Here is a 26,645-nt window from a genome sequence, read left to right as displayed (position 1 = left end):
CGACGTTTGGCACTGCCGACGAATCTACACCGATCGGGCGCGAGTCAGTGGGCGTTCGGGCCGGGACCGCCCGGCGTGGCATCGGCGTCGGGGCCGGCGAGCGCCTTCTCCTCGGACCAGATGTCGGGCTCCAGGTAGATGGCGCGGGCGATCGGCACGGCCTTGCGGACCCGGACCTCGGCCCGGTCGATCGCCTCGGCGACCACGGCGGCGCTGTCCTCCGCGTTGACGCCGATCTTCGCGGCGACCAGCAGCTCCTCGGGGCCGACGTGCAGGGTGCGCATGTGGATCACGCCGGTGACGGTGTCGTGGTCGACCAGCGCCTCGCGGATCTTCGTCACCACCTCGGCGTCGGCGGACTCGCCGATCAGCAGCGACTTGGTCTCCAGCGCCAGCACCAGCGCGATGACCACCAGCAGCAGGCCGATGCACAGGGTGCCGATGCCGTCCCACACCGCGTCGCCGGTGGCGACGGTCAGGCTGACGCCGAGCAGCGCCAGCAGCAGGCCGACCAGCGCGCCGCTGTCCTCCAGCAGCACCACGGGCAGCTCGGGGGCCTTGGCGCGGCGGATGTAGGACGCCCAGCCGTGCTTGCCCTTGGCCTTGGACGCCTCGCGGAACGCGGTGAGGAAGGACCAGCCCTCCAGCAGGATGGCGAACACCAGCACGCCGACCGGCCAGTACCAGTTCTCCAGCTCGTGCGGGTGGGTGATCTTCTCGTAGCCCTCGTAGATGGCGAACATGCCGCCGAGGCTGAACAGCACGATGGAGACCAGGAACCCGTACACGTACCGCTCGCGGCCGTACCCGAACGGGTGCTCCTCGGTGGCGGCGCGCTTGGAGCGCTTGCCGCCGACCAGCAGCAGCACCTGGTTGCCGGAGTCCGCCAGCGAGTGCACGCCTTCGGCGAGCATCGAGGACGAGCCGGAGAACGCGAACGCCACGAACTTGCTGACCGCGATGCCGAGGTTCGCGGACAGTGCCGCCACCAGAGCCTTGGTGCCGCCTTCGGTACTCAACCCGGTACTTCCCTCCGCAGCGGGCCCGGACTTTGCCGGGCCTTGGTTGACGAGAGGGGACGATACCGTGTCAGTTCCGGGTGGCCAGGCCCAGGTAGACGGCGGCGAAGTCGGTCAGGCCGATCAGTTCGGCGAGCGCCTGCAGCGGGTCCTCCAGGCTGGAGGCGTGCTCGGTGATCCGCACCTCGTGGGCGGCCGCCAGGCGGCGGGCCCGGGCCACCGGCCAGGCCGGCTCCTCCAGTTCGGCGACGCCCGGGGTGTGACGGAGCATCAGCACCTGGAGCTGCAGCGGCACCGGCTCGTCGACCCGGTCGCGGAAGAAGTCGTCGGGGTCGGCCCCGGCGCCGAGCCGGCCGTTGAACATGCCGCGGTGCGCGGTCAGCGCCTGCGGGAGGCGGGCGGTCAGCGCGGGCAGGCCGGCCCGGTCGGCGAGGGCGGCGGCGAACCGCTCCCCCACGGCCGCGGCCGCGGCCCCGTCGGACCACAGCAGCGGGACGGTCTCGGCGAGTTGGCCCGCCAGCGTCTTGGCCGGGTTGTCGTACGCCTGGGCGTCGGGGCGGCAGCGCACCGCCACCTCGTCCAGCCGGTCGGCGGCGGCCTCCAGCGAGCCGGGGGCGAGCGGGGCCACGCCGATCCGGTCGGCCAGGGTGAGCAGCGGAGCGAGCACCGCCCACAGCGCGGCCGGGTCCTCGGCGGGCAGGTCGGGTTCGGCGTCGGCGCCGTCGGGCTCCACCGCGCTCGGCTCGAACGGCAGCGGCAGGCCGCGCACCTGGAGGGCGGCCTCGGCCAGCTCCGAGCCGTCGGGGGCGATCACCGCGATCGCGCAGCCGCGGGTGTAGGCCTGCTCGGCGAGGTTGATCATCCCGCCTTCGCGGCCGCCCTCGCTGGCCAGCACCACCAGGTCCAACGGGCCGGCCCAGCCGGGCAGTTGCCAGGACTCGCCGTCGGTGAAGGCGGGCCCGGCGGGGCGCGCGTCGGACGGCGGCAGCGGCCACACCTGGCAGTTGGGCACCGCCAGCGCGGCCAGCACCGCGGCCGCCGTCAGCACTCCGCCGTGCCCGGCGACCAGCACCGCGCGCGGGCGGCCCTCCGGGTTCAGCGCGTTGACGCCGGCCGCGTCGGCCCGGCGCAGCGCGACCCGGATCCGGGCGCCCGCCCCGGCCAGGGCCAGCAGTTCACGTCGGCGGTCGGCGCGCTGCAGGGCGGCCGGGTCGTCCAGCAGGGAGTCGTCGAACATGGCGGCTGGCCTCCAGCGACTGGCGGGGCAGGGTCAGGACGGGCGGCGGGCCTCGTCCACCAGCAGGACCGGGATGCCGTCGCGCACCGGGTACACCAGGCCGCAGCCCTCACCGGTGCAGCGCAGCTCGTGGGTCTCGCCCTCGATCTCCTCGGCGAGCGGTGCACGGCACTCCGGGCAGACCAGGATCTCCAGCAGGAAGGACGGCAGGCTCATGGTGGTCGGGCTCCGGTCTGTGGGCTGTCGCGGTACGGATGGCCGGTGACACAGCAGTACCCCGGCCGGTGGCAACCCTACCGGCCGGGGCACTCGAAAAGTCAGCGGCAGGCTGACCCGGCGGTCAGGCCCGCACGATGGCCAGCACGCCGTCCCGCAGCTCCGCCATCTTCGCCGGGTCCTTGGCCTCGGCGTTCAGGCGCAGCAGCGGCTCGGTGTTGGAGGCGCGCAGGTTGAACCACCAGTCCGGGCCGGCCACGGTGAGGCCGTCCAGCTCGTCGACGGTGACGCCCTCCAGGCCGGCGTAGGCGGCCCGGACCTGCTCGGTGGCGGCGGCCTGGTCGGCGACGGTGGAGTTGATCTCGCCGGAGGCGGCGTACCGGTTGTACTGCTCGGTCAGCGCGGACAGCGGCGCCTGCTGCCCGCCGAGGGCGGCCAGCACGTGCAGGGCGGCCAGCATGCCGGTGTCGGCGCGCCAGAAGTCCCGGAAGTAGTAGTGCGCGGAGTGCTCGCCGCCGAACACCGCGTCGGTGACGGCCATCTCCTGCTTGATGAAGGAGTGGCCGACCCGGGTGCGGACCGGGACGCCGCCGAGGTCACGGACGACCTCGGGGACGGTCCAGGAGGTGATCAGGTTGTGGATGATCGTCGGGTTGGCCTCGCCGGCGGCCTGGGCGCGGGCGATCTCGCGCTCGGCGACCAGGGCGGTGATCGCGGACGGGGAGACCGGGTCGCCGTTCTCGTCGATCACGAAGCAGCGGTCGGCGTCGCCGTCGAAGGCCAGGCCGAGGTCGGCGCCGACCTCGCGGACCTTGGCCTGCAGGTCGACCAGGTTGGCCGGGTCCAGCGGGTTGGCCTCGTGGTTGGGGAAGGTGCCGTCGAGCTCGAAGTACATCGGGACGACGTCCAGCGGCAGGCCGTCGAACACGGTGGGCACGGTGTGGCCGCCCATGCCGTTGCCGGCGTCGACGGCGACCTTCAGCGGGCGGATCGCGGTCAGGTCGACCAGCTTGCGCAGGTGCGCCGCGTAGCCGTCCAGGGTCTCCTTGGCGGACAGCGTGCCGACGGCGGCGTCGGAGGCGGGGACGTGCACCTTGCCGTCCTCGTCGAGCCACGACTCGACCAGCTCGCGGATGTCGGACAGGCCGGTGTCCTGGCCGACCGGGGCGGCGCCGGCCCGGCACAGCTTGATGCCGTTGTACTGGGCGGGGTTGTGCGAGGCGGTGAACATCGCGCCGGGCAGGTCCAGGCTGCCGCTGGCGAAGTACAGCTGGTCGGTCGAGCACAGGCCGATCTCGACCACGTCGGCGCCGCGGGAGGCGGCGCCCTCGGCGAAGGCGCGGGACAGCGAGGGCGAGGACGGGCGCATGTCGTGACCGACGACGATCGCGCTGCCGCCGACCACCTCGACGAACGCCGCACCGAAGGCGTACGCCAGCGACTCGTCCCACTGGTCCGGCACGACGCCCCGGACGTCGTACGCCTTCACAAGCTGCTTGAGGTCCCGCACCAGAATGCTCCCGTGTGTGTGCTGCGATGTGCTGCGCGCCTGCCGGACGCGTCGTCCGAGCCGCAGAGGGGCAGCGTACCCGGCCCGGGGAACGCGGAGGTGTCGGCCGGTTCAGCTGTCCGGGGAGCGCAGCACCCGCAGGTGGCCGCGGCGGCCCGACTCGCCGTCCGGCGGGGTGCCCTGACGCGTCGTCCGCTCCTGCGGACGGGCGGCCTCGCGCACCGCGTTGGCCAGCGCCTCCAGGTCGTCGCTGCTGCGGCGCAGCGGCCCGGCCTCGGCGGCCAGCCGGACCACCTCCCAGCCGCGCGGGGCGGTGAGGCGCTCGGCGTGCTCGGCGCACAGGTCGTAACAGTGCGGTTCGGCGTACGTCGCCAGCGGGCCGAGCACTGCGGTGGAGTCCGCGTAGACGTACGTCAGCGTCGCCACGGCCGGACGGCCGCACGCGGTCCGCGAACAACGACGTACAGAGCTCACGAGGGTGGACGGTACCGCAAGTGGGACCGGGCCGCGAAGACCCGCCCCCGGCTCGCGTGTCCCGGAGCCGTCACGCGCCGTGCTCGGGTGGTCCACTTCCGGGCATCCAGGGACTACGCTCGACACTGCTATGGAGAGCTCGACACCCTCGTCACCGCCCGGTCCCGGCCGCCGCAGGCACCGCGACCGGCACGGCCGCGGCCTGCGCGGGCCGCTGGCGCCGCCGCAGGTGCCCATTTCGCTGACCCGGTCCGAGCTCTTCGACGACTACGTCCGGGAGTCGATGGAACGGCTGGTGCGCCGCTGGCCGCAGCTGGAGGACGTGGAGTTCGCCGTCCTGGAGGTCCCGCTGCCGGTCAAGGGCGAGCCGGAGCCGGACGGGGTGCCGCTCGGCCGGGTGATCCCGGGCGCGAAGGGCCGGCGCAGCCGGATCCTGGTCTACCGGCGGCCGGTGGAGATCCGCGCCAAGTCGAAGGAGGACCGGGCCGCGCTGGTCCACGAGATCCTGATCGAGCAGGTCGCGGAGCTGCTGGGGCTGTCGCCGGACGCGATCGACCCGCGGTACGGCGAGGAGTAGGCGCTCCCGGCCGGGGCCTTCCCGACCGGGGCCGCGGGGCCCCGGTCGGTGCGTGCCGCGCTACTTGAGCACCACGCCGGCGTCGCCGGCGACCTGCGGCACCTGGACGGTGGCGTGGTCGTCGCGCAGCTGCTGGGTGGTGAAGGTGGGAATGTCCCGGACGCCGACGGACAGCTGACGGGCCGCGAACACCGGGCCGCCGCTGAGGGTCTCCACGGTGATCGCGTAGGGCCCGTTCACGCCGGCCGGGTCGATGCCGTCCACGGTGACGGTGGTGCCCGCCGGAACGGCCACCTCCTTGCTCGCCGGGGCGCCGCCGCTCGCGCCGGCCGAGGAGGTGACCCGGACCTTCGCGTCCGCGTCGGTGGCGGTCAGCAGCAGGGCGGTCTGCCCGGCCCGGTTGTCGGCGATCGAGGCCCGGGTGCCGACGGGGGCGCCGCCGGCCAGCCAGGCGGCCTCGGTCTTGCCCTTGTTCTCCCGGTCGACCCGCAGTCCGGCGACGACGGGCGTGGCGTGGGCGGGGTCGGACGGGGTGAGCCGGATCGCGCTGGCGCCCTCCCGGGACTCCGCCGCGAACTGGAAGTCCAGGGTGGCGGTCATGCCGGCCTTGACGTGGACGGTCTCCTTGTTGGCGGGCGTGAACCAGCCGTTCTTGCCGGACAGCTGGACCTTCAGGTCGGCGTCGTCCGGGGAGTCGGTGGCGACCACCAGGTGGGCGGTGGTGACGTCCGCGGGGATGCCGGGGATGGTGACGGAGGCGGCCGGGTCCGCCGACGGCTCCAGCCAGTCGGCGCCCTTGGCGCCGTCGCGGGCGTGCACGCCGACGCCGACCCGGCCGCTGCGGGCGACCACGTGGACGGCGAGGTCGCCGACCTGGCCCTTGGTGAGCCCGCTGAGCAGGACCTGCTGCGAGGTGCCGGGGGCGACCGCGAGGCCGGTGGCCAGGTCGTTCTCGATCAGGCCCTTGTCGCCGTACATCCGCAGGTCGACCACGGCGGGCAGGCTGTCGGCGTTGACCAGGGTGACGTAGTCGTACCGGTCGGCGGCGGTGCTGGCGCCGGCGAACCAGAAGCTGGTGCCGGACGGCGCGCAGCGGATGCCGGACAGCGCCGCGGCGCCCTGCTCGGAGGTGGTGGTCTGGGTGGCGGTGAAGCCGGGGGCGAGGTTGCCGGTGGCGATCGCGAAGGTACCGGGGGCGCTGTCGTTGTTGGCGGCCGGACCGCTGACCGGGACGCCGGGCTTGGCCAGCGTGACGCGGGCGTCGAGCACCGGCCCGGCGGGCTTGGCGGGGCCGCCCGACGGCGCGTCGGACGGCTGGCCGGAGGCGCTCGCGGCGGGCCGGACCGGGCTCTGCGCGGCCAGCACGTTGTCGGGCGTGACCTCGCCGAGCAGGCCGGTGCCCGCGCTGCCGGCGCCGCCCTCGGGGCTGAACAGCGTCAGGGCGGTCGAGCCGACCGCGCCCTGCAGCGGCGGCGGGCAGACCAGCGCGGTGCGCTCCACCTGCGTGGTGGTGCGCTTGCCGGCCTCGCCCGCCGCCGGGGCGGCGGGCGCGCGCAGCTCGGCGATGCCGAACACCAGGCCGAGCACGGCGACCCCGGCGAGCAGCGACTGGCCGGTGCGGCTGCCGCCCTTCACCGCGCTCAGGTCGGGCGCCTTCAGCTTCGGGGCCTTCAGCTTGGGAGCTTTCAGGGTGGGCTTCTTCATCGCGGGTCAGCTCCCCGTCCCGGGCTGCTGCGGGTGGTGGCCGCCGCCGTAGGGGTCGTTGGGGTCGTAGTAGGTGGTGGGCTGCTGCTGCTCGGGCAGCCAGGCCTGCTGCTGCCCGTCCTGCTGCTGCGGGTAACCGGCGGCGTAGGGGTCGGTCCAGCCCTGGGCGGGCGGGGTGTCGTAGCCGTAGCCGGGCTGCTGCCCGTACTGGTCGTACGTCTCGGGCTGCTGGGGCGCGCCGACCGGCTGCTGCTGGGTGTAGTCGTAGCCGTAGCCGTCGGACTGGTAGCCCTGCTGCTGGTACGGGTCCGCCTGGTAGGGGTCGGCCTGGTACGGGTCCGCCTGGTACGGGTCGGCGAACGGCTCGGGCTCGGCCCGGTAGGCCGGGGCGGGCTCGGGTTCGCCGGCCTGCTGGGCCGGGACGCCGGCGGTGTAGACGCCCGGCTCGGCCTGCGGGTCGTCGCCGTCGCCGCCCTCGCCGCGTTCGGCGAGCCGGCGGGCCCGGCGGCTGCCGGGCGCGGGGGCCTGGGCCTGCGCGGCGGCGGCCAGCGCCTGGGCGGCGACCACCTCCTCCGGCAGGTCGTCGTCGTTGTGGTTGCGCCGGCCGGGCAGCGCGAGCACCAGCACGACCACGCCGAGCGCGAGCTGCGCCCAGGCCCAGCCGGTGTGCAGCAGGCCGCCGGTGCGGGTGACGTCCAGTCGGCCGCCCTCGGCGGGCAGCTGGAAGCCCTGCGCCCAGCCGTCCAGGGTGACGGCCTTGAGCGGCTTGCCGTCCAGGGTGGCCTGCCAGCCGGAATCGGCCTGCTCGGCGAGCCGCAGCTGCCGGTCGGCCGGGCCGGCCGGGATGGTGGTCCAGATGTCGTGGGCGCCGGACGGGACGACCACCGGGACGGTGCCGGGGCTGACGATCTGGGCCCGGCTGCCGGGGACGGCGGAGACCTGCCAGAGGCCGATGCCGTGGTCGAGGCTGAGCCGGATCACGCCCGGCGTGGTGTCGAGGACGTCCCGGACCTTGCCGATCACCGGGTCCTTGACCTGGATGTAGCTGACGCCGTACCCGGCCAGCGTGCGGGCCAGGTCGCCGCCGGAACCGGCCAGCAGCTTGGCGGTGACCTGGCCGAGCTGCTGATCGGCGGCCGCGTCCACGGTGCCCTCGGCCTGACCGGTGGTCAGGCCGGCGCCGCGGACCAGCGTGTAGCGGATGGCGGCGCCGTCGGCGTCGCCGGTGACCATCAGGGTGCGGGAGCGGTCGGTGGTGTCGCCGGCCTCCGCGATGAACGCCGGGACCTGCGCGGCGGTGTCGCGCCGCAGCGGGCCGTCGGCGCCGACGATCGCCCACCAGGCGGCGGTGCCGACCGGGGCGAGCACGGCGGCGGCCAGCACCAGCGCGGCGACCGGCTGCCGCCAGCCGAACGCGATGCCGGAGACCCGGGCGTTGGCGCCGTCGGCGCCGATCGCGGCGGCGGCCAGCAGCGCGACACCGGCCAGCAGGGTGGCCGGGCCGGCCCAGGCGGCGGTGTCGGACCCGCCGGAGGCGGGGGTGACGGTGGTGCCGGCCACCACGACCGAGAAGACCAGTCCGGCGGCGGCCGCGCCCCAGGCGGCGAGCACCGCGCGGCGGCGGTCGGCGCGCAGCAGGGCGGCGAGCGCGGACAGCACCACGCCGGCCGACAGCCACACCGGCGGGACGCCGGCGCCGCCGGGGTTGACCAGCACCAGGCCGAGCGGGTCCGCGGCGGGGCCGCTGAAGCCGGGGACGCCGGCCTCCAGCAGCAGCCGGGACGGGTGCGTGAGGACCTCGATCGACCAGGGCGCGAGCACCAGCACGGGCACGCCGAGGATCACCGCGACCCGCAGGCCGAGCAGCCGCACCGCCTGCACGCCGGAACCGAACGCGCCGCCGCGGACCACCGCGTGGACCAGCGCGGCCAGGCACAGCGGCACCGCTATGGCCCAGACGAACGGGACGAACGCGGTGATGACGGTGAGCATCAGCACGGTCATCCAGGCGGAGCGCCAGCCGGGGCGGGCGCCCTTGGCGGCGGTCTCCTTGCGGATGCCGAGACCGGCGGTGATCGCGGCGGCGCGGGCCAGCGGCGGCAGCAGCACGGCGAGCACCGCGGTGCCGATCCGGCCCTGGGCGAGCGCTCCGGTGGCGGCGGGCAGCAGCGCGTAGGTGGCGCTGGCCCAGGCGCGGACCAGCTTGGAGGCGATCAGCGGCCGGGAGACCAGGTAGGCGCTGACCGCGGCGAGCGGCACGGACAGCACCACGATCAGGGTGAGCGCCAGGTCGGCGTGGCCGAACAGCAGCCAGGAGAGGACGGCCAGCACGCCGAGGTAGGGCGGGGCGGTGGCGGTGGAGCCGGTGCCGACGGGGTGCCAGGGGTCGGCGAACATGTTCCACAGCCCGGCCGCGCCGTCGCCCGCGGGCAGCAGCGCGCCGCCCTGCAGGAAGCCGGAGCCGATCAGGTTGCGGCAGGCGACCAGCGCGAACAGCAGCAGCGCGGCGAACAGCACCGGGGCGGGTCGGCGCACCAACTTCTTGAGCAGCGCGAACTGTTCGACCACCAGGTCGTCGGTGTCGTCCTCGCCGGGGCCGGACTCGACGGAGCCGTGCCGGCCCGCGCCGGCGTCGTCGCCGCCGCCGATGCCGAGCGAGCCGACCACGTTCTCGACGGCCAGCCGGACGGTGGCGCCGGGCGCGGGGAACAGCGTCCGGTCGTCCAGCGAGTCGACCGAGCGGGTCTTGCGGCGGCGCGCCCGGGCGGCCATCAGCCGTGGCAGGCGCAGCAGTTCGTGGCCGAGGCCGGCGATCTCGTCGTAGGCCTGCCGGGGGTCCTTGCCGACCAGGCTGGCGATCACCCGCGTGATGGTGCCGAGGATCAGCCGGAGCAGGACGTACGGGAACAGCGCGCCCTTGGAGTTGGCGAGCAGGGTGTAGACGGCGCCGGCCTTGTCGACCCGGTGCGGGTGGGCGGGGCCGCAGTCGATGGCGCGGCGTTCGCGGCTGGCGGCCTCGGCGTGCCGGAGCACCGCGTCGGGCGCGACCACCACCCGGTGGCCGGCCGCGTTGACCCGCCAGCAGAAGTCGGTGTCGTCGCGCATCAGCGGCAACGCCTTGTCGAATCCGCCGAGTTCCTCGAACACGTCGCGGCGGACCAGCATGCCGGCGGTGGAGACGGCGAGCACCGGGCGGACCTGGTCGTGCTGACCCTGGTCCTGCTCACGGCGGTCGAGTCCGGTCCAACGGCGGCCGGAGCGGGCGATGCTGACGCCGACTTCGAGCAGCTGCCTGCGGTCGTACCAGGAGCGGAGCTTGGGGCCGACCACGGCGGCGGTCGGGGTGGAGTCGGCGACCTGGAGCAGTCGGCGCAGGGCGTCGGTCTGCGGTTCGCAGTCGTCGTGCAGCAGCCAGAGCCACTCGACCGGCCGGGTCTCGCGCGGTCCGCCGCGGCCGAGGTCGTCCTCGTGGGCGAGCGGGTCGCCGAAGTCGTCCCAGCCGCCGGTGACCGGGTCGTACCCGGACGGGTCGAGGCTGTAGGTGAGGTCCTCGGGGCGCAGCGGCGGGCTGTTGAAGACGGCTTCGCCGACGGCGCGGCCGAAGCCGACCCGGCGGCCGAGGATCTGCGGGCCGCTGTCGGGGAGCCAGTCGCCGAGGGTGTCGGCGAGCAGCTGCGGGGAGTTGTCGGTGGAGCCGGTGTCGACGGCGAGGATGCGCTGGACCTGCCGGTCCTGGCCGAGCAGCCCGGCGAGTGCCTGGGGCAGCCAGCGGGCACCGTCGTGCGAGACGATCACCGCGGTGACCAGATGGCGCGGATAGGCGGGTGGCCTGGCAGCGGAGAAGCCGCTCTGGTGGCTGTAGACGGTCATCAGGTGCGCGGACCACCGGTTCGGGTTTGACGGCAGATGACGCACCACACTAACGGCTCCGGGTGGCCCGGTTGTCCCGGGTGGTGTGAAGAGACGGTGCAACGGGTATCTGCGCTGCCGGCCCGGCTGTTGCGGACATGCGAAAGCGCCCCACCTGTCGGTGGGGCGCCGGCACGGGTGAGGTCTGCGGGGGAGGTCAGACCGCGCTCTTCTTCAGTCGGCGGCGTTCGCGCTCGGAGAGCCCGCCCCAGATGCCGAACCGCTCGTCGTTGGCGAGGGCGTACTCCAGGCATTCGGCGCGGACCTCGCACGCCAGGCAGACCTTCTTGGCCTCCCGGGTGGATCCGCCCTTCTCGGGGAAGAACGACTCGGGGTCGGTCTGGGCGCACAACGCGCGCTCCTGCCAGCCGAGTTCCTCTTCGTCTTCCTCGATGCCCTCACCGATCAACAGCTCAAAGAGCTCGCTCATTCTGGCGCGCCTCCTCTGCCCCTCTTGGCGTCCCCGTGGTGTTGCCGTTGCCGGTGCGGCGGAACGACACGAGAGAAATTACAGTTGCGTCACTCTGGCCCAGTCAAGCCGAGCTCTGGTATTGGGCCAAGGATTCACTCCCCGGAACCAAGCCACTACGAATAGTGTACATATCCGGACAACCTGGACATCCCACCAGGTTCCTGACCTGCCGTCAGTCCGTCCGATCACACCCGGCCGCGCCGGTCCGAGGCGATCTCACGGCGTCTCTTCCCCATGATCTTCCCATCCAAACCTGAATGGGCGTTTATCACCCCATCCGGTGGTTCCAGGGCGATGTGACCCGAATGTCCGACCTGGCTCCTTGACACTGGAGGGTCGGTTGCGGTCTGCTTGCCCGCATGTCCGAGTTCCCGGCCCTCTTCTCCGACCGGCGCCGCCAGGCGCTCCTCGGCGCTGCCGCGAACTCCTCGTGTTGTTGCCGCTGTCTCCGCTGTATCTAGGCGCCCGCGTCCCACCGCGCGCCGCCCCGGAACAGAGGCCGACCGCGCGACAGTCCCCCCTGAACGCTCTCGCGGATCCGGCTGATCCTTGCCCGCAGCCGAACCCGAGGACGTCACCCCGTGCGAATGCCCCGCCTCCGCAAGCGCAACCGCGACCGCAAGCACCTGCCCCTCCCCCGGCCCGCCGCGGCCCCGCGCTGGACGGACGGCCTGAGCGACGTGTCCATCGCGGGCGACCCGACGGCCTTCCCGCACCTGGCCCGCACCGACCTGCCCGGCCACCCCACCACCGTCGCCGGCTACGCCCGGCTGGTGCGGGAGATCGCCGCCGACCGCGCCCGCTGGGAGCCGCTGGTCCGCTACGACGCGCTGACCCGCTGGTACGCCCGGCTGGAGACCGGCCCCGGCTACGAGGTGTGGCTGCTCAGCTGGTTGCCCGGCCAGTCCAGCGGCTTCCACGACCACGGCCCCTCGGCCGGTGTGATGACGGTCCTTCAGGGCGAGCTCACCGAACGCGCGTTGACGGCCGACGGCGAGGGCTCGCGCGCCCTGGGCCCCGGCGGCGTACGGGTGTTCGCCACCGGCCACCTGCACGAGATGGTCAACGCCGCGCTGGAGCCCGCCGTCTCCGTCCACCTGTACACGCCCGGCCTGGTCGAGATGAACCAGTACCCGGCCGCGCCCCGGCGGGACCGTCACCGGGTGCACTGACGCGCTGGCAGGATGAAGCCATGCGAATCACTGCACTGGCGGGTGGAATCGGCGGGGCCAGGTTCCTGCGCGGACTGCGGGCGGCGGTCTCGCCCTCCGACGAGATCACCGTGATCGGGAACACCGGCGACGACATCCACCTGTACGGGCTCAAGGTCTGCCCCGACCTGGACACCGTGATGTACACCCTCGGCGACGGCATCCACGAGGAGCAGGGCTGGGGCCGCCGCGACGAGACCTGGTCGATCAAGGAGGAGATGAAGGCCTACGGCGTCGGCCCCGAGTGGTTCGGGCTCGGCGACCGGGACTTCGCCACCCACCTCGTCCGCACCCAGATGATCGACGCCGGCTACCCGCTGTCCGCCGTCACCGAGGCGCTGTGCACCCGCTGGAAGCCGGGCGTGCGGCTGCTGCCGATGAGCGACGACCGGGTGGAGACGCACGTCCGGATCACCGACGCGGACGGGCCGCGGGTGGTGCACTTCCAGGAGTACTGGGTGCGGCTGCACGCCGCGGTCGACGCCGAGGCGATCATCCCGGTCGGCGCGGACGCCGCGAAGCCCGCGCCCGGTGTGCTGGAGGCCATCGCCGGGGCCGACCTCGTCCTGCTGCCGCCGTCGAACCCGGTGGTGTCGATCGGCAGCATCCTCGCCGTCCCCGGCATCCGGGAGGCGGTGGCCGGCGCGAGCGCCCCCGTGGTGGGCCTGTCCCCCATCGTCGGCGGCGCGCCCGTGCGCGGCATGGCCGACAAGGTGCTCGCCGCCGTCGGCGTGGAGACCTCCGCCGCCGCCGTCGCCGAGCACTACGGCTCGCGCGCCTCCGGCGGGCTGCTGGACGGTTGGCTGGTCGACACCTCGGACGCCGCCGCCGTCGCCGCGGTGGAGGCCGCCGGGATCGCCTGCCGGGCCGTGCCGCTGCTGATGACCGACCTCGACGCCACCGCCGAGATGGCCCGCGCCGCGCTGGAGTTGGCCGCCGAGGTCGCCAAGTGACCGCCGACGGGCTGCGGTTGCTCCCCGTCACCGGGCTGCCGGAGATCGCCGCGGGCGACGACCTCGCCGAACTGATCGCCAAGGCCGGCGAGTTCGAGGACGGCGACATCCTGGTGGTCACCTCCAAGGTGGTCTCCAAGGCCGAGGGCCGGCTGGTGCACGCCGAGGACCGCGAAGCCGCGATCGACGCCGAGACCGTCCGGGTGGTCGCCCGGCGCGGCCGGGCCCGGATCGTCGAGAACCGCAACGGTCTGGTGATGGCCGCCGCGGGCGTCGACGCGTCCAACACCGCCCCCGGCACCGTCCTGCTGCTGCCCGTCGACCCGGACGCGTCCGCGCGCCGCCTTCGCGCCCGGCTCCAGGAACTGACCGGCCGTCGGCTGGCCGTCCTGGTCACCGACACCTTCGGGCGGCCCTGGCGCAACGGGCTCACCGACGTGGCCATCGGCGCCGCCGGCCTGCCGGCCCTGGAGGACCACCGCGGCCGGACCGACAGCCACGGCAACCAGCTGCACCTGACCGTCACCGCCACCGCCGACGAACTCGCCGCCGCCGCCGACCTGGTGAAGGGCAAGGCCACCGGCACACCCGTCGCCGTCGTCCGCGGGCTGCCCCACCTGGTCACCGCGCAGGACGGGGGCGGGGCCGCGACGATGATCCGCCCCGCGGCCGAGGACATGTTCCGGCTGGGCACCTCGGAGGCGATCCGGGAGGCCGTCACGCTGCGGCGGACGGTCCGCAGTTTCACCGACGAACCGGTGGACGGCGGAGCGATCCGCCGCGCCGTCGCCGCGGCGGTAACCGCCCCGGCCCCGCACCACACCACTCCGTGGCGCTTCGTGCTGCTCGAAACCGCGGAGAGCCGGACCCGGCTCCTGGACGCGATGCTCGGCGCCTGGCAGCGCGACCTGCGGGAGCTCGACGGCTGGCCCGAGGAGCGCATCGCGCGGCGCACCGCCCGTGGCGAAGTACTGCGCGGCGCGCCGTACTTGGTGATCCCCTGCCTGGTGATGGACGGGTCGCACGACTACCCCGACGAGCGGCGGGCCGGCGCGGAGCGGGAGATGTTCACGGTCGCGATCGGGGCCGCCGTCCAGAACCTGCTGGTCACCCTCACCGGCGAGGGGTACGGCTCCGCGTGGGTGTCCTCGACGATGTTCTGCCGCGAGACCGTCCGCGACGTCCTGGACCTCCCCGCGGACTGGGACCCCATGGGCGCGATCGCCGTGGGGCGGGCGGCGGAAGGGCCGAAGGAGCGCCAGGCGCGGACGGCGGACGATTTTTTGACGGTCAGGTAGAGAGAACACGGGAACAGCGGGGCGGGGTCAAGGACGGGGACCCGAAACGGCGGAACGCAGAGCGCCCTGTTGACCCTCCGCAGACTTGGCCCCGCCGTTCCCCGGGCCCCTTGATGCGCACCCCGGGCCCCTGATTACCGCGCCCGGTGGTCGTTCGGGGTGAGTCGCGGGCCGTACTTCGGGGGGCGGGCGCCCGTGAGGGGGAGGATGCGGCAGAGGCGGTGGCGGTGGGGCCGGTAGGGCTCCAGGAGGGTGAGCATCTGGGCGTCGTCGCTGCGGGGGCGGCCGGCGAGGGCCCAGCCGACGATGTTGGGGAGGTGGAAGTCGCCGACCGAGACGGCGTCGGGGTCGCCGTTGCTGCGCTGCAGGGTTTCCGCGGCGGTCCAGACGCCGATGCCGGGGACGGCGGTGAGGCGGGCGAAGGCGTCCGCGGAGGGCATGGCGGAGGCGGCTTCGAGCTTCGCGGCGAGGCGGACGGCGCGTTGGACGGTGGCGGAGCGTTTGGGGTCGACGCCCGCGCGGTGCCAGGCCCAGCTGGGGACGAGGGACCAGTCGCGGGCGGAGGGCGCGACCCGCATGCCGAGGTCGGCGGCGGGGCCGGGGGCGGGGGTGCCGTGGTCGCGGAGCAGGGTGCGCCAGGCGCGGTAGGCCTCGCCGGTGGTGACCTTCTGCTCCAGGATGGCGGGGACGAGGGATTCCAGGACCAGGCCGGTGCGGGTCAACCGGAGCCCGGGGCAGGTGCGTTGGGCGTCGCGGAGCGGCCCCGGCGGGAGGACGAGTCCGGCCGGGTCGTCCTCGGCGCCGAGCAGGGCGGGGAGCTGCCGGAGCAGCCAGTCCGCGCCGGGGCCCCACGCGGTGGCGGCGATCTCGTCTCGGTCGGGCCTGATGCGCAGGGCGCCGGGGCCGTCGGGGGTGCGGGAGGCGCGCCAGACGGTGCCGTCGGGGTCGCGGCGGAAGGCGGGGTCGCCGGTGCCGCGTTGCAGCGGGTAGAGGGTGCGGCCGAGGTCGAGGGGGTAGCCGGGCCGCCACTGTCGGGTCAGCTCTGGCATCGGGGTTCCTCGGGGGTGTGCGGGTGGCGGGCGCGTCTGCGAGGGTAACGCGGCGGAGCGGGTGGACGGGCGGGCACCCTCCCGTCGGGCCGGGCACAGGACGTAGGCTGGGGCGCACCATGACTGCGCCTTTCGCTGCCGACGCCCGCACCCCCGCCGAGCTGCTGCAGGCCTACCTGCGCGCCGGGGCCGGTGCCGATCCGTCCCGCCCTCTGGTGACCTTCTACGACGACTCGACCGGGGAACGGGTGGAGTTGTCGGCGAAGACTTTCGACAACTGGGTGGCGAAGACGGCCAACCTGTTGCAGGACGAGCTGAACGCCTCGCCGGACGACCGGGCGGCGCTGCTGCTGCCGGCGCACTGGCAGAGTGCGGTGTGGCTGCTGGCGTGCTGGTCGGTGGGTGTGGTCGCGGTGCCGGCCGGTGAGCCGAAGGACGCGGATCTGGTGGTGTCGGGTCCGGACGGCCTGGCCGCGGCGCAGGAGTGCCCCGGGGAGCGGGTGGCGCTGGCGCTGCGTCCGCTGGGCGGCCGGTTCCCGCAGCGGCCGGACGGGTTCCTGGACTACGCGGCTGAGGTGCCCGGGCAGGGCGACCGGTTCGCCCCGTACTCGCCGGTGGATCCGCAGGCGGTGGCGCTGGAGACCGCGGTGGACGGGCTGGCGTTGACGTTGACGGGCGAGCAGGCGGTGGCGCTGGCCCGGGAGGGTGCGGCCCGGCTGGGCCTGGACAGCGGGAGCCGCGTTCTGTCGACGCTGTCGTTCGACGACTGGGCGGGGCTGGAGGCGGGTCTGCTGGCGCCGCTGGCGGCCGGGGCGTCGGTCGTGCTGTGCCGGAACTCCGGCGAGTTGACGGATCGTCAGTGGCAGCAGCGGATCGAATCCGAACGAGTGACACTGCGTCTCGGCTGAGCGTTCAGGCCCTGTGCGGCGCGCTTCGCCCGGTCAACCGGCCGGGTGGGGCGCGCCGTTGTCGTTTCCCGCCGCTCCGCCGGGTGACGGCGGCTCGGAGCCGGGCGGTTCGCCGACCGGGCTCGTCTAGGGTGGCCCGGATGAACAGCGGACACCGCTCGGACGACTCGGGGCAGCCGGACGCCGATCCGGCCGACCAGTGGGTGCTCGACCCGGAGACCGGCGAGTTCCGGCTCCGCCCGGACGCGGCCCGGCGGGCCTCCGAAGGCCGGGCCGGGGTGCCGCAGGCCGGAGCAGCGCGGGCCGGAGCAGCGGCCGAGGTGCCGCGGGCCCGGCCGGCCGGGCGGGCGGGCGCCAGTGCGGCGGCGGGCGGACGGTCGGCGCGGCGGCGCAGCCGGGTGGTGCGCGGGCGACGGCTGCTGACCTGGGCGGCGGGCGCGCTGGGCCTGGTGCTGGTGGCGGGCTGCGGCGGCGCGCTCTACGTGTACCGGCACCTGAACCGGAACATCTCCTCGGTGAACGTCCAGGTCGGCGACGAGTCGGAGCGGCCTCGGGCGGGCAACGCCGCGCTGAACCTGCTGGTGATCGGCACCGACAGCCGGGTCGGCCTGGGCCGGGACTACGGCGACGAGGGGTCGACCGGGCACGCGGACACCACGCTGCTGTTCCACATCTCCAAGGACCGCAGCAACGCCACGGTGCTGTCGATCCCGCGCGACCTGATGGTGACCGTCCCGGACTGCCGGAGCGGGGAGAAGCGGATCCCCGGCTCGGCGCGGGCGATGTTCAACACCAGCCTGGGCCAGGAGGGGCGGGACCCGGGCTGCACGTGGAAGACCGTGGAGAAGCTGACCGGCGTCCGGATCGACCACTTCATGATGGTCAACTTCGAGGCGGTGAAATCGCTCTCCACGGCGGTCGGGGGCGTCGAGGTGTGCGCGGCCACCGCCATCGACGACCCGTACTCGCACCTGCGGATGACCGCCGGACGGCACGTGGTGCAGGGCGAGGAGGCGCTGGCGTTCGTCCGGACGCGTCATGCGGTGGGCCTGGGCGGCGATCTGACCCGCATTCCGCTGCAGCAGCAGTTCATCAGCTCGATGATCCGGAAGATGAAGAGCAGCGACACCCTGACCAGCCCGGCCAAGCTGTGGAACCTGGCGGACGCCGCCACCAAGGCGCTGACCGTGGACAGCGCCATCGACGACGTCAACCGGCTGAAGGACCTGGCGCTCGACGTCTCCCGGGTGAACACCCGGAACATCACCTTCACCACGGTGCCGGTGCTGGACGACCCGACGGACAGCAACCGGCTGGTCCTCAAGCCCGGCGACGCCCAGCAGCTGTTCGCGATGATCGCCGCCGACCGTTCGCTGACCGAGACCGCCCCACCGACCGCCCCGACGCCGTCGGCCAGTGCCTCGGAGCCGCCGCCGATCGACGCCGAGGCGGTGCGGGTGACGGTCCGCAACGGCACCGGGACGCCCGGGCAGGCCGGGCGGGCGGTGTCGCTGCTGCGGGCGAGGGGTTTCACGCTGGCCGTCACCGGCAGCAACACGGAGGCCCGGCCGACCGGTTCGGTGTCCTATCCGGCGGGCCAGGAGGACCGGGCGCAGGCGGTGGCCGCGGCGCTCGGTCTGCCTGCGACGGCGCTGCGGGCCGGCGGCCGGTCGGCGGGCGTGACGGTGGTGCTGGGCGCGGACTTCGTCGGGACGGGCACGCCGTCGGCGTCGCCGACCGGGGCCCCGAAGGATCTCCAGCGGGTCCGCGCGGACGACACCAACGTGTGCGCGTCGAAGTTCAAATAGCCGGTTCAGGAAGGGAGTTCGGCGTCCGGGACGAGGATGTCGGGGCCCGTCTCGGTGTACTGCTCGCCGGTGCGCGGGCAGCGCCAGCGGCCGTCGCCGGCCGGCTCCAGCGGTTCGCCGGCCCGGCCGACCCACTTGATCCGGCGGGCGGGCACCCCGACGACCAGCGCGAAGTCGGGGACGTCCCGGTGCACCACCGCGCCGGCCGCGACCAGGGCCCACCGGCCGACGGTGACACCGGCCACCAGCACGGCCCGGCCGCCGACCGAGCAGCCCTGCCGGAGCGTGACGCCGCGGGCGTGCCAGTCGTCGCCGCGCTTGAGCCGGCCGTCCGGGTCGACGGAGCGCGGGTACAGGTCGTTGGTGAGGACGGCAGCGGGGCCGACGAAGACGCCGTCCTCCAGCACCGCGGGCTCGTACACCAGGGCGTGGTTCTGGAGCTTGACCCGGTCGCCGAGCTTCACGCCGGGGCCGACGTAGGCGCCGCGTCCGATGATGCACTCGGCGCCGATCTCGGCGTGCTCGCGGACCTGGGCGAGGTGCCAGACGGTGCTGCCCGGGCCGACGGTGGCCCGCGGGTCGACGTCGGCGGTGGCCTCGATCCTGGGGTCGCTGCTCGTCATGGCGCGACCCTAGCGCGGGTGGACGGCCCCCGTCCGGGCTTCCGGGGACCGTCCCTGACGGGCGGTCAGGCGCCGGTGGCGGCGGCCGGGTCGATCGGCGCGGGCGAGGTGGAGGCGATCACCTTGCGGGCCAGCTTGCGCGGCGAGGTGAGGAAGCCGAAGCCCCAGCTCAGGTGCATGGTGGCGAGAGCCAGCGGCACCTGCACCCGGGCCTTGGCCGACAGGCCGCGCCCCTCCGCCAGGCCGCCGGCGACGATCGCCGCGAAGTAGCCGCCCGGCAGCACCAGGAACACCGGGTGCAGCGCCGCGCCCAGCACCAGGCCGCCGACCACGCCGAGCAGGGCGGCCGGCGGCGCCAGGTAGCGCAGGTTGACCGAGCCGCGGTGGTAGCGGGTGACGACGCGACGCCAGCGGCCGTAGTCCTTGTACTGCTTGGCGAGGGCGCGCGGGGTCGGCCTGGGCCGGTAGGTGACCTTCAGCTGCGGGGTGAACCAGACCAGTCCCCCGGCCTGCCGGATCCGGTAGTTCAGCTCCCAGTCCTGGGCGCGGACGAACTCCTCGTTGTAGCCGCCCTGCTGCTCCAGCACCTCGCGGCGGAACACCCCGAGGTAGACGGTGTCGGCCTTGCCGGCCAGACCGCCGGTGTGGAAGGCCGCATTGCCGACCCCTATCTTCGAGGTCATCGCGGTGGCGACGGCCCGCTCCCACTCGGTCTCGCCCTCGGCGTGCATGATGCCGCCGACGTTGGCGGCGTCCATCTCGTTCAGCAGCCGGACGGCGGTGGCGATGTATCCGGGCGTCAGCAGCCCGTGGCCGTCCACCCGGACCACCACGGGGTGCCGGCTGGCCCGGATCGCGGCGTTCAGGCCGGCGGGGGTGCGGCCGGTCGGGTTGGGGACGGTGCGCACCCGGGGGTCCTCGGCGACCAGGGCGGCGGCGATCTCGTCGGTCCGGTCGGTGGACGGGCCGAGTGCGATCACCACTTCCAGTTCGCCGTCGTACTCCTGCTCCAGGATCCGGTGGACGGCAGTGCGCAGGTGACGTTCCTCGTCGAGCACCGGCATGATCACGGAGACCGCCGGCAGCTCCTCAGCAGCCTTGGTGTTCATCGTGCCCGAGCGTACCGGCGCGGACCGGCGGGTGTCGGCCCGGGTCGGCCCCGGTCCGGCGCGCCGCCCGGGTGCGGCGGGCCGCAGCGCCTAGCATCCGGAAGATGCCTGCTCACCGCCCGATCGAACGCCTGTCCGGATCCCGTCGGACGGGTCGTCGGCGCTGGGGGCTCTGGGTGGCGGGCGCGCTCTCCTGCTCGGTGCTGGCCACCGCGTGCGCGGGCTGGGCGGTGCTGAACGGCGTCGGCTCCTCGCTGGGCCGGGTGGACGCGATCGGCGGCGGCCCGGACCGGCCCGCGGACGACGGGGCGTCGACCTTCCTGGTGGTCGGCACCGACGAGCGGGAGGGCATCTCGGAGTCCACCCTGAAGGACGTCCTGCACGCGGGCGGCGAGTCCTGCCACTGCACCGACACCATGATGATCGTCCAGTTGTCCGACCACGGCCGGGCCACCGTGATCTCGGTGCCGCGCGACTCGTACGTGGAGATCCCGGCGCACCAGGACCGGGTCTCCGGCAAGCAGGTGGCCGCCGCCAAGGGCAAGATCAACGCCGCGTACGGGATGGGCGGGGCGCCGCTGGCGGTGCGCACCGTGGAGCAGAGCACCGGGCTGCGGATCGACCACTACATCGAGGTGAACTTCCTCGGCTTCGTCTCCACCGTGGACGCCCTCGGCGGCGTCGACGTCTGCACGCCCAAGCCGCTGCGGGACGACTACTCGGGCCTCGACCTCCCGGCCGGCACCAGCCGGCTGGACGGCGCGGGGGCGCTGCGCTACGTCCGGGCCCGGCACGTGGACGGCTCCTCGGACCTGGGGCGGATGCACCGTCAGCAGAAGTTCCTGGCGCAGCTGCTGCACCAGGCGTCCTCCGGCGGCACCCTGCTCAACCCGGCGAGGCTGACCGGGGTGATGGACACCGTGCTGCGCTCGGTGAAGGTCGACAAGGGTCTGGGAAACGCCGAACTACTGGATTTCGCGGCCCGGTTGAAGGACCTGTCGGCGTCGAATGCGGACTTCGCGACGGTGCCGCTGTCCTCGGTGGACCACCCGGTGCAGGGCTGGGGCTCGACCGTGCTGTGGGACGACAAGGGCGCGAAGGCGCTGTTCGACGCCCTCCGGGCCGGGCGCCCGCTGACCGGTCCGGCCCCGGCCGCGACGACCCCCTCGACGGCGCCGGCTGCCGGAACGGTTCCCCCGGACCAGGTACGGGTCCAGGTGCTGAACGGCGCGGGCGTGCAGGGTCTCGGCAACCGGGTCGACGAGGACCTCCGCAAGGCCGGGTTCGCCACCACCGGCACCCCGTCCAACGCGCCCGGCAACGGCCCGGCCGCCACCCGCACGGTGATCCGCTACGACCCGCACTGGGACGAGTCGGTGAAGACGCTGGCCGCCGCGCTGCCGGACGCCGAGCTGGTCAAGGTCCCGAACCTGGGCGCGACGTTCCAGGTGGTGGCGGGCAGCGACTACCGGAGCCCGGCCGCCGCCGCACCCGAACCGGCCGCCGCGAGCGACGGCCCGGTGGCCGGGGCGGAGAGCGGCAGCGAGATCAGCTGCCCGGCCTGACAGCCGGTCAGCGCAGCAGGTACTGGGCCACCGCCCACACCAGGTACCCGGCGAGCACCAGGCGGTTCAGCCACAGCGTCGCGCCGACCGCGCCCTCGGGCAGCGCGGTCAGCGGTCGGCGCTCCGGGCGCTGGGCGAGCGCGGTGACGGTGCGGGCGACCTGCTGCGGGTCGAACTCGCCGCCGAAGTGTCGGTGCAGCAGGCGGGCCGGGCCGGCGGCGAAGCCGAACAGCGGCCGGCTGCGGTACCGCACCGTGACGCGGCCGCTGTGCAGCGCCGCCGCCGTCAGCTGCTGCCAACTCGCCCGGCGCACCCGCAGCACGCCGCTGAGGGCGACGCCGTCGCGGTCCACCGCGAGCTGCCAGCCGAACCCGTCCAGCACGACGACCAGGAGCCCGCCTCCCATCAACAGCGGGCGGATCAGGCCGTCCACCAGGCCGCCCTGCTCGGCGAGGTAGTTCATCACCACGCCGAGCAGCACGGCGGCGACGGGGGCCGCCGCACAGCGCAGCGCGGTGGGCAGGCCGAACACTCGGGCCGGTTCAGGACGGCCGTCGGGCTGTTCGGCGCGGTCGTCCGCCAGGTGGCGGGCGACCTGGGCCTTCACCTGCGCCGCCTCGTCGCGCGGGTCGCCGTCGCGGTGCCGCCCGGACGGTGCCGCGAGGACGACGGCGCGGGCGGCCGTCCACTTGTGCGGCGCCTCCGGGGAGCGGAACACCACGAGCCGGTTGCGGCCGGTCCAGTGGTAGAGCAGCGCTTCGACGGGGGCGTCGGCCTCGACGGGGGCGACCGGCGTGTCCTCGTCGTCCTCGTCCTCGTCGTCGTCATCGTCGTCGTCGTCATCGGCGCCGGGATCGGGTATCCACGCGGCCGGGTTGTCGAGATCGGCGGGCGCGTACTGGGCGGTTTCGTCGCCGAACGGCATCACTCGCCACAGGCCGGCCTCGCGGTCGCCGCCGTCCACCGGCAGCACCTCCAGGACGCCGCTCGCCGTCCGCCGGACCCGGACCCGGAGGGCGGGAGCGGCGTCCCCGATGGTTCGGCGCGCCAGGGTGGTGCGACGTGCGGAGAGGACCAGCAGGACGGCGAAGGTGCCGGCCGCGCCGACGCCGAGCCACCACGGGGCGGAGTCCTGCCGCTCGTCGGCGGCCCGGTACCAGCCGGTGCCGTCGACCAGCAGCGGGACCTCCTCGCCGACCGTGCGTTCGCCGTCCACCTCGGCGGTCAGCGTCCGGTACTCGTGCGGCAGCCGGTACTCGACGGTGGCGCTGTCGCCGCCGCCGTCGACGCTGCGCACGGTGCCCCACACCCGGTCGGCGCGGGCGGCCCGGTCGGTGCTGTCCTCGGTCTGCCACACACCGACCGCCAGCAGTACCACCGCGACCGCCCCGAACAGGGCGGCCAGGATCTGCCGCACCCAGGGCAGCGGCGGCAGGTCGAGCGGGGAGTCGCCGCCCCGCAGCGTCCACGGGTACGACACCGGCGGGCCCATCAACGTGGCCAGTTGGGCCTCGGCGCGGCGCCTGCCGGCCTCCGTCCGGTACAGCGCAGCGGCGGCCAGCAGGTGTGCGACGCAGGCGACGGCGGGCAGCCAGGGGCCCGGCAGCGCGTTCGGCAGGAACCAGAGCAGCAGGCCTGCCGCGGCCGGCACCACGAAGCTCGTGCGCCGGCGCAGCAGCAGCACCAGGAATTCCACCAGCAGGACGGCGGGCGCGGCGCTCTCGGCGTACGGCGCGGTACAGGCCCGCAGTGAGTCGCACCGGTCGGGCGTGCGGTCGAGCGCGATCGCCAGCGCCACCGTCGCCACCGGCAGCAGCGCCAGCCAGCGGCTGTGCAGCCGCCGCCACACCCGGGCGGCCCGCCACTGGTCGGCGGCGGCCAGCGTCAGCGCGGGCGCGGCGGGCAGTGGGGGCACGGGGTATTCCGACATGCGCGCGATTGTTACAGGCGCCTTCCGGGGCTCTCGCACCGGAGGTGGGGGAACGACTCCTGCTGCACCGAACGGCACCGACGACCGGTCATGGGGCTACGTTGGAACGGGGAGTGATTCGGACCGGTCGACGGGAGGGGTGTCCGCGATGGCGGTGCTGGTGGTCGAGGTGCGTCCGCACTGGTTCACGGCCTGGTTCCACCGGATGGCGACGGAGCCGGTGGTGGACGTGGACGGCGTGGAGTCGCGGGCCCGTTGGGGCGTCAACCGGGTGTCGGTGACGGCGGGGCCGCACGTGGTGTCGGTGTGGTTCCGGTACCGCGGGCAGCGGGCGGCGCGGCTGGGCTCGGGGGCGGCCGAGCTGACGGTGGCGGACGGGGCACAGGTGCCGGTCTCGGCACGGCTCGGGGTGCGGAACGACAGCCGGTTCACCGTGGCCTGACAGCACGCGGGCCCGCCCGGGGCGGGTGCTCCGGGCGGGCCTGGGTGGTTCGGTGGTGCGTCAGTCGGTGGCGATGGCGGCCAGGACGTTCATCCTCGCGGCGCGGAAGGCCGGGACGAGGGCGGCGACCAGGCCGACCAGGACGGAGCCGATCAGGACGGTGACGACGGTTCCGGTGGGAATGGTCAGCACCGTCAGCCCCTGCTCGGAGAGGACGGCGCGGGCGGTGACGCCCCAGCTGAGCCCGAGTGCGGTGCCGAGGAGGGCGCCGAACAGGGCGATCACCACGGACTCCAGGCGGACGGTGCGGCGCAGTTGCCGGCGGGACAGGCCGATGGCGCGCAGCAGGCCGATCTCCCGGGTGCGTTCGATCACCGACAGCGCCAGCGTGTTGACCACGCCGAGGACGGCGACCACGATCGTCAGGCCGAGCAGGCCGTAGACCATGGCAAGCAGCTGGTCGAACTGGGACTTGACCATCTCCTTGTAGCCGGCCTGGTCCTTGACCACCAGCTGCGGGTACTCGGCCAGCGACTTCTGCAGGTCGGCGAGCACGGCGGCCTTGTCCGCGCCGGCCGACGCGGTGCCGAACGCCACGCCGGTGAGCGGCAGTTGGCCGTTCATCGCCTTGGCGACGGTGTCGCTGTCGGTGAAGAAGCGCTGGTCGAACAGCTGGTTGCCGGTCTTGATGACGGCGGCGACCTTGAGGGTCTGAGTGCGGCCCTCGCCGTAGTTGACGGCGAATTGGTCGCCGACCTCGACGTGGTGCTCGTCGGCGAAGTCCTGGCCGACCGAGATGCCGCCGCCGGAGAACACCGCCTCGGCGCTGCCGGTGGCCACCGGGAGCCGGAAGTCACGCAGGAAGTCGGCGTTCGAGACGGCGAGCCGGGTGCGCAGGGTGCCGCCGTCGGGCAGCGTCACCTCGGCGGGGACGTTGCGCTGCTCGGTCAGGTGGTCGAGGCCCTTGGTGCGCCGGGCGGCGTCGATCATGGCGGGGGTGAGGGCGCCGTGGCCGCCGTCCACCACGTAGTCGGCGCCGACGGACTTGTCGATCTGGGAGGTCATCGAGCCGACCATCGAGGAGGTGACGACGGAGGCGCCGATCACCACGGCCAGCCCGATCATCAGCGCGGCGGCGGTGGAGCCGGTGCGCCGCGGGTTGCGGACCACGTTGCGCTGGGCGAGCCGCCCGGCCGGGCCGAACAGCGCGGGCAGCAGGCCGCCGAGCAGTCGGACCAGGACCGAGACCAGCAGCGGGCCGAGCACCACCGAGCCGGTCAGGGTGGCCAGCAGGCCGAGGCCGAGCAGCAGGCCGCCGGTGGAGCCGGGCGAGCCCGCGGCGAGCGCCAGCGCGGCGACGCCGGCACCGGTCACGACCAGGCCGAGCACGGCCCGGATCCGGTTGGCGCGGGGTTCGGCCGGGGCGGCGTGGTCGAGCAGCGCGGCCATCGGGGTGATCCGGGCGGCGCGGCGGGCCGGGAAGAACGCGGCGAGCAGGGTGACCGGCAGACCGACGGCGTAGCCGACCACCGGGACGGTCCAGGTGACCTGCAGCGAGGAGGAGTCCAGGTTCATCCCGGTCGCCTGCATCAGCTGGATCATGCCGACGGCGAGGGCGAGTCCGGCGCCGATGCCGATCGTGGAGCCGATCACGCCGAGGATCAGGCCCTCGACCAGCACCGAGCGGTTGACCTGCGACCGGCTGCCGCCGATGGCGCGCAGCAGGCCGATCTCCCGGGTGCGCTGGGTGACCAGCATGGAGAAGGTGTTGACGATCAGGAAGATGCCGACGGCGGCCGACAGGAAGGCGAAGCCGAGCATCGCCCACTTCATGAACTTCAGGAACGAGCCGACGCCCGCGGAGTTCTCCTTCTGCTGCTCGGCGGCGGTCTTCGCGTCGAAGCCGCTGCCGAGGTCGGCCAGCGCCGCGGCCTTCAGTTCGTCGTTGCTGCGGCTGCCGTCGCCGAACAGCTCGACGGAGGTGTACGCCTCGGTGCCGAGCAGCACCCGCTGGGCGGTCGGGGTGTCCAGGAAAGCCAGCGCCGCACCGGGGTTGGTGGTCCGGAAGGTGACGATGCCGGAGACGGTGAAGTCGTGGGTGCCGCTCTCGGCGATCACCCGGAGCCTGCTGCCGAGGCCGAGTCCGGCCTTCTTGGCGGTGTCGGCGTCCAGCATCAACTGGTCGGCGCCCTGCGGCTGGTGGCCGGAGGTGATGTCCACCGACCTGCGCGGCGACTCCGTCCAGTTGCCGGTCAGCGTGGGGGCCCCGCTGGTCGGGCCGACCAGCTTGTTGGTGGCCGGGTCGACCAGGGTGGCGGAGGAGGAGAAGACGTTGCCGACGGCGGCCTCGACGCCCGGCTCGGCGGCGAGCTTCTGCTGGGTGGCGACCGGGACGGTCGAGGCCCGGCCGGGGCTGTCGGCGGTCAGCTCGTCCTGCGCCTTGCGCACCGACAGGTCGGAGGCGGTGGCGGCGAACAGCCGGTCGAAGGTGCTGGTGGCGGTGTTGTAGAAGACCAGGGTGCCGGCCACGAAGGCGACCGAGAGCACCACGGCCAGCAGGGAGAGCACCAGGCGCCACTTGTGCGCCAGGAAGCTCCGCAGCGAGGTCTTGAGCAGCATCGTCGATGATCC

At 74.3% G+C, this 26,645-nt stretch carries 21 protein-coding genes; 8 read left to right on the top strand and 13 right to left on the bottom strand.

The annotated features are described in order from the left end of the window. Window positions 1–44 precede the first annotated feature (44 nt). The 5 genes from ACI1MP_RS23825 to ACI1MP_RS23805 form a co-directional block, all read right to left on the bottom strand. A complete protein-coding gene (locus ACI1MP_RS23825) occupies window positions 45–1,019 on the bottom strand; it encodes a cation diffusion facilitator family transporter (RefSeq protein WP_100590225.1) in 975 nt (324 codons plus the stop codon). Between the two features lie 70 nt (window positions 1,020–1,089). After that, the gene (locus ACI1MP_RS23820) at window positions 1,090–2,256 is read right to left on the bottom strand and encodes an SIS domain-containing protein (protein WP_380344022.1); all 1,167 of its coding nucleotides are present in this window, start codon (window positions 2,254–2,256) and stop codon (window positions 1,090–1,092) included. A gap of 33 nt (window positions 2,257–2,289) precedes the next feature. Further along, a complete protein-coding gene (locus ACI1MP_RS23815) occupies window positions 2,290–2,472 on the bottom strand; it encodes a Trm112 family protein (RefSeq protein ID WP_043914240.1) in 183 nt (60 codons plus the stop codon). 124 nt (window positions 2,473–2,596) lie between these two features. Further along, on the bottom strand, window positions 2,597–3,985 hold the full coding sequence (locus ACI1MP_RS23810) for a phosphomannomutase/phosphoglucomutase (protein WP_404870823.1): 1,389 nt from the start codon (window positions 3,983–3,985) through the stop codon (window positions 2,597–2,599). A gap of 108 nt (window positions 3,986–4,093) precedes the next feature. Further along, window positions 4,094–4,552 carry a DUF3499 domain-containing protein gene (locus tag ACI1MP_RS23805; protein WP_083462510.1) on the bottom strand — a complete coding sequence of 153 codons (459 nt, stop codon included), beginning with the start codon at window positions 4,550–4,552 and terminating at the stop codon, window positions 4,094–4,096. A 34-nt stretch (window positions 4,553–4,586) separates the two neighbouring features. Here ACI1MP_RS23805 and ACI1MP_RS23800 point away from each other — a divergent pair, with 34 nt between their 5' ends. Further along, window positions 4,587–5,033 (top strand): metallopeptidase family protein, encoded by a 447-nt coding sequence (locus tag ACI1MP_RS23800; RefSeq protein ID WP_043914243.1) that lies wholly within the window; start codon window positions 4,587–4,589, stop codon window positions 5,031–5,033. Window positions 5,034–5,093: 60 nt separating this feature from the next. On the opposite strand, the gene ACI1MP_RS23795 is transcribed toward ACI1MP_RS23800, so the two are convergent. From ACI1MP_RS23795 to ACI1MP_RS23785, 3 genes are all read right to left on the bottom strand, one after another. Next, the gene (locus tag ACI1MP_RS23795; RefSeq protein ID WP_380344027.1) at window positions 5,094–6,737 is read right to left on the bottom strand and encodes a DUF5719 family protein; all 1,644 of its coding nucleotides are present in this window, start codon (window positions 6,735–6,737) and stop codon (window positions 5,094–5,096) included. 6 nt (window positions 6,738–6,743) lie between these two features. After that, window positions 6,744–10,607: a glycosyltransferase gene (locus ACI1MP_RS23790; RefSeq protein ID WP_404869425.1), complete on the bottom strand. Its 3,864-nt coding sequence runs from the start codon at window positions 10,605–10,607 to the stop codon at window positions 6,744–6,746. A 196-nt stretch (window positions 10,608–10,803) separates the two neighbouring features. Continuing rightward, the gene (locus tag ACI1MP_RS23785; protein WP_014136066.1) at window positions 10,804–11,076 is read right to left on the bottom strand and encodes a WhiB family transcriptional regulator; all 273 of its coding nucleotides are present in this window, start codon (window positions 11,074–11,076) and stop codon (window positions 10,804–10,806) included. A gap of 629 nt (window positions 11,077–11,705) precedes the next feature. Between ACI1MP_RS23785 and ACI1MP_RS23780 the strand changes: the two genes are divergently transcribed. From ACI1MP_RS23780 to ACI1MP_RS23770, 3 genes are read left to right on the top strand one after another with little or no spacing between them, the layout of a single operon-like run. Next, window positions 11,706–12,290: a cysteine dioxygenase gene (locus tag ACI1MP_RS23780; RefSeq protein ID WP_380344066.1), complete on the top strand. Its 585-nt coding sequence runs from the start codon at window positions 11,706–11,708 to the stop codon at window positions 12,288–12,290. Between the two features lie 20 nt (window positions 12,291–12,310). Beyond that, window positions 12,311–13,282, top strand: a complete 972-nt coding sequence (cofD, locus tag ACI1MP_RS23775) for a 2-phospho-L-lactate transferase (protein WP_100590233.1) — start codon at window positions 12,311–12,313, stop codon at window positions 13,280–13,282. Then, a complete protein-coding gene (locus tag ACI1MP_RS23770) occupies window positions 13,279–14,580 on the top strand; it encodes a coenzyme F420-0:L-glutamate ligase (protein WP_404869424.1) in 1,302 nt (433 codons plus the stop codon). Before cofD ends, ACI1MP_RS23770 begins: the two co-directional genes overlap by 4 nt. Before the next feature lie 134 nt (window positions 14,581–14,714). Here the strand turns inward: ACI1MP_RS23770 and ACI1MP_RS23765 are convergent, their stop codons facing one another. After that, window positions 14,715–15,629: a DNA-3-methyladenine glycosylase family protein gene (locus ACI1MP_RS23765; protein ID WP_380344038.1), complete on the bottom strand. Its 915-nt coding sequence runs from the start codon at window positions 15,627–15,629 to the stop codon at window positions 14,715–14,717. A 119-nt stretch (window positions 15,630–15,748) separates the two neighbouring features. Here ACI1MP_RS23765 and ACI1MP_RS23760 point away from each other — a divergent pair, with 119 nt between their 5' ends. Both ACI1MP_RS23760 and ACI1MP_RS23755 read left to right on the top strand, forming a co-directional pair. After that, complete coding sequence (locus ACI1MP_RS23760) at window positions 15,749–16,537, top strand: TIGR03089 family protein (protein ID WP_100590236.1); 789 nt, start codon at window positions 15,749–15,751, stop codon at window positions 16,535–16,537. Between the two features lie 140 nt (window positions 16,538–16,677). Continuing rightward, entirely contained in the window at window positions 16,678–18,345 is a 1,668-nt protein-coding gene (locus ACI1MP_RS23755) for an LCP family protein (RefSeq protein WP_404869423.1), read from the top strand. Window positions 18,346–18,350: 5 nt separating this feature from the next. Here ACI1MP_RS23755 and ACI1MP_RS23750 read toward each other — a convergent pair whose 3' ends face one another. Both ACI1MP_RS23750 and ACI1MP_RS23745 read right to left on the bottom strand, forming a co-directional pair. Then, entirely contained in the window at window positions 18,351–18,968 is a 618-nt protein-coding gene (locus ACI1MP_RS23750) for an acyltransferase (protein ID WP_380344043.1), read from the bottom strand. 65 nt (window positions 18,969–19,033) lie between these two features. Next, window positions 19,034–20,077 carry a glycosyltransferase family 2 protein gene (locus ACI1MP_RS23745; RefSeq protein ID WP_380344045.1) on the bottom strand — a complete coding sequence of 348 codons (1,044 nt, stop codon included), beginning with the start codon at window positions 20,075–20,077 and terminating at the stop codon, window positions 19,034–19,036. Between the two features lie 104 nt (window positions 20,078–20,181). Here ACI1MP_RS23745 and ACI1MP_RS23740 point away from each other — a divergent pair, with 104 nt between their 5' ends. Next, window positions 20,182–21,642 (top strand): LCP family protein, encoded by a 1,461-nt coding sequence (locus ACI1MP_RS23740; protein ID WP_380344047.1) that lies wholly within the window; start codon window positions 20,182–20,184, stop codon window positions 21,640–21,642. Between the two features lie 7 nt (window positions 21,643–21,649). Here ACI1MP_RS23740 and ACI1MP_RS23735 read toward each other — a convergent pair whose 3' ends face one another. Then, a complete protein-coding gene (locus tag ACI1MP_RS23735) occupies window positions 21,650–23,572 on the bottom strand; it encodes a hypothetical protein (protein WP_404869422.1) in 1,923 nt (640 codons plus the stop codon). 148 nt (window positions 23,573–23,720) lie between these two features. Here ACI1MP_RS23735 and ACI1MP_RS23730 point away from each other — a divergent pair, with 148 nt between their 5' ends. After that, window positions 23,721–24,014 carry a hypothetical protein gene (locus ACI1MP_RS23730; RefSeq protein ID WP_404869421.1) on the top strand — a complete coding sequence of 98 codons (294 nt, stop codon included), beginning with the start codon at window positions 23,721–23,723 and terminating at the stop codon, window positions 24,012–24,014. A gap of 60 nt (window positions 24,015–24,074) precedes the next feature. Here ACI1MP_RS23730 and ACI1MP_RS23725 read toward each other — a convergent pair whose 3' ends face one another. Then, a complete protein-coding gene (locus ACI1MP_RS23725; RefSeq protein ID WP_380344056.1) occupies window positions 24,075–26,633 on the bottom strand; it encodes an ABC transporter permease in 2,559 nt (852 codons plus the stop codon). Between the last annotated feature and the right edge of the window lie 12 nt (window positions 26,634–26,645).

The organism is Kitasatospora griseola (assembly GCF_044999035.1).
Lineage (GTDB): Bacteria > Actinomycetota > Actinomycetes > Streptomycetales > Streptomycetaceae > Kitasatospora > Kitasatospora griseola.
The sequence above is the reverse complement of the archived record's forward strand: the minus strand, read 5'-3'. Positions and strand labels throughout refer to the sequence as shown.

Bases quoted from the DNA above. Each gene is read 5' to 3' on its own strand.
- ACI1MP_RS23820 (WP_380344022.1), bottom strand. From the start codon at position 2,256: ATGTTCGACGACTCCCTGCTGGACGACCCGGCCGCCCTGCAGCGCGCC.
- ACI1MP_RS23815 (WP_043914240.1), bottom strand. From the start codon at position 2,472: ATGAGCCTGCCGTCCTTCCTGCTGGAGATCCTGGTCTGCCCGGAGTGC.
- ACI1MP_RS23800 (WP_043914243.1), top strand. From the start codon at position 4,587: ATGGAGAGCTCGACACCCTCGTCACCGCCCGGTCCCGGCCGCCGCAGG.
- ACI1MP_RS23795 (WP_380344027.1), bottom strand. From the start codon at position 6,737: ATGAAGAAGCCCACCCTGAAAGCTCCCAAGCTGAAGGCCCCGAAGCTG.
- ACI1MP_RS23790 (WP_404869425.1), bottom strand. From the start codon at position 10,607: ATGACCGTCTACAGCCACCAGAGCGGCTTCTCCGCTGCCAGGCCACCC.
- ACI1MP_RS23785 (WP_014136066.1), bottom strand. From the start codon at position 11,076: ATGAGCGAGCTCTTTGAGCTGTTGATCGGTGAGGGCATCGAGGAAGAC.
- ACI1MP_RS23780 (WP_380344066.1), top strand. From the start codon at position 11,706: ATGCCCCGCCTCCGCAAGCGCAACCGCGACCGCAAGCACCTGCCCCTC.
- cofD (WP_100590233.1), top strand. From the start codon at position 12,311: ATGCGAATCACTGCACTGGCGGGTGGAATCGGCGGGGCCAGGTTCCTG.
- ACI1MP_RS23765 (WP_380344038.1), bottom strand. From the start codon at position 15,629: ATGCCAGAGCTGACCCGACAGTGGCGGCCCGGCTACCCCCTCGACCTC.
- ACI1MP_RS23760 (WP_100590236.1), top strand. From the start codon at position 15,749: ATGACTGCGCCTTTCGCTGCCGACGCCCGCACCCCCGCCGAGCTGCTG.
- ACI1MP_RS23755 (WP_404869423.1), top strand. From the start codon at position 16,678: ATGAACAGCGGACACCGCTCGGACGACTCGGGGCAGCCGGACGCCGAT.
- ACI1MP_RS23750 (WP_380344043.1), bottom strand. From the start codon at position 18,968: ATGACGAGCAGCGACCCCAGGATCGAGGCCACCGCCGACGTCGACCCG.
- ACI1MP_RS23745 (WP_380344045.1), bottom strand. From the start codon at position 20,077: ATGAACACCAAGGCTGCTGAGGAGCTGCCGGCGGTCTCCGTGATCATG.
- ACI1MP_RS23740 (WP_380344047.1), top strand. From the start codon at position 20,182: ATGCCTGCTCACCGCCCGATCGAACGCCTGTCCGGATCCCGTCGGACG.
- ACI1MP_RS23735 (WP_404869422.1), bottom strand. From the start codon at position 23,572: ATGTCGGAATACCCCGTGCCCCCACTGCCCGCCGCGCCCGCGCTGACG.
- ACI1MP_RS23730 (WP_404869421.1), top strand. From the start codon at position 23,721: ATGGCGGTGCTGGTGGTCGAGGTGCGTCCGCACTGGTTCACGGCCTGG.
- ACI1MP_RS23725 (WP_380344056.1), bottom strand. From the start codon at position 26,633: ATGCTGCTCAAGACCTCGCTGCGGAGCTTCCTGGCGCACAAGTGGCGC.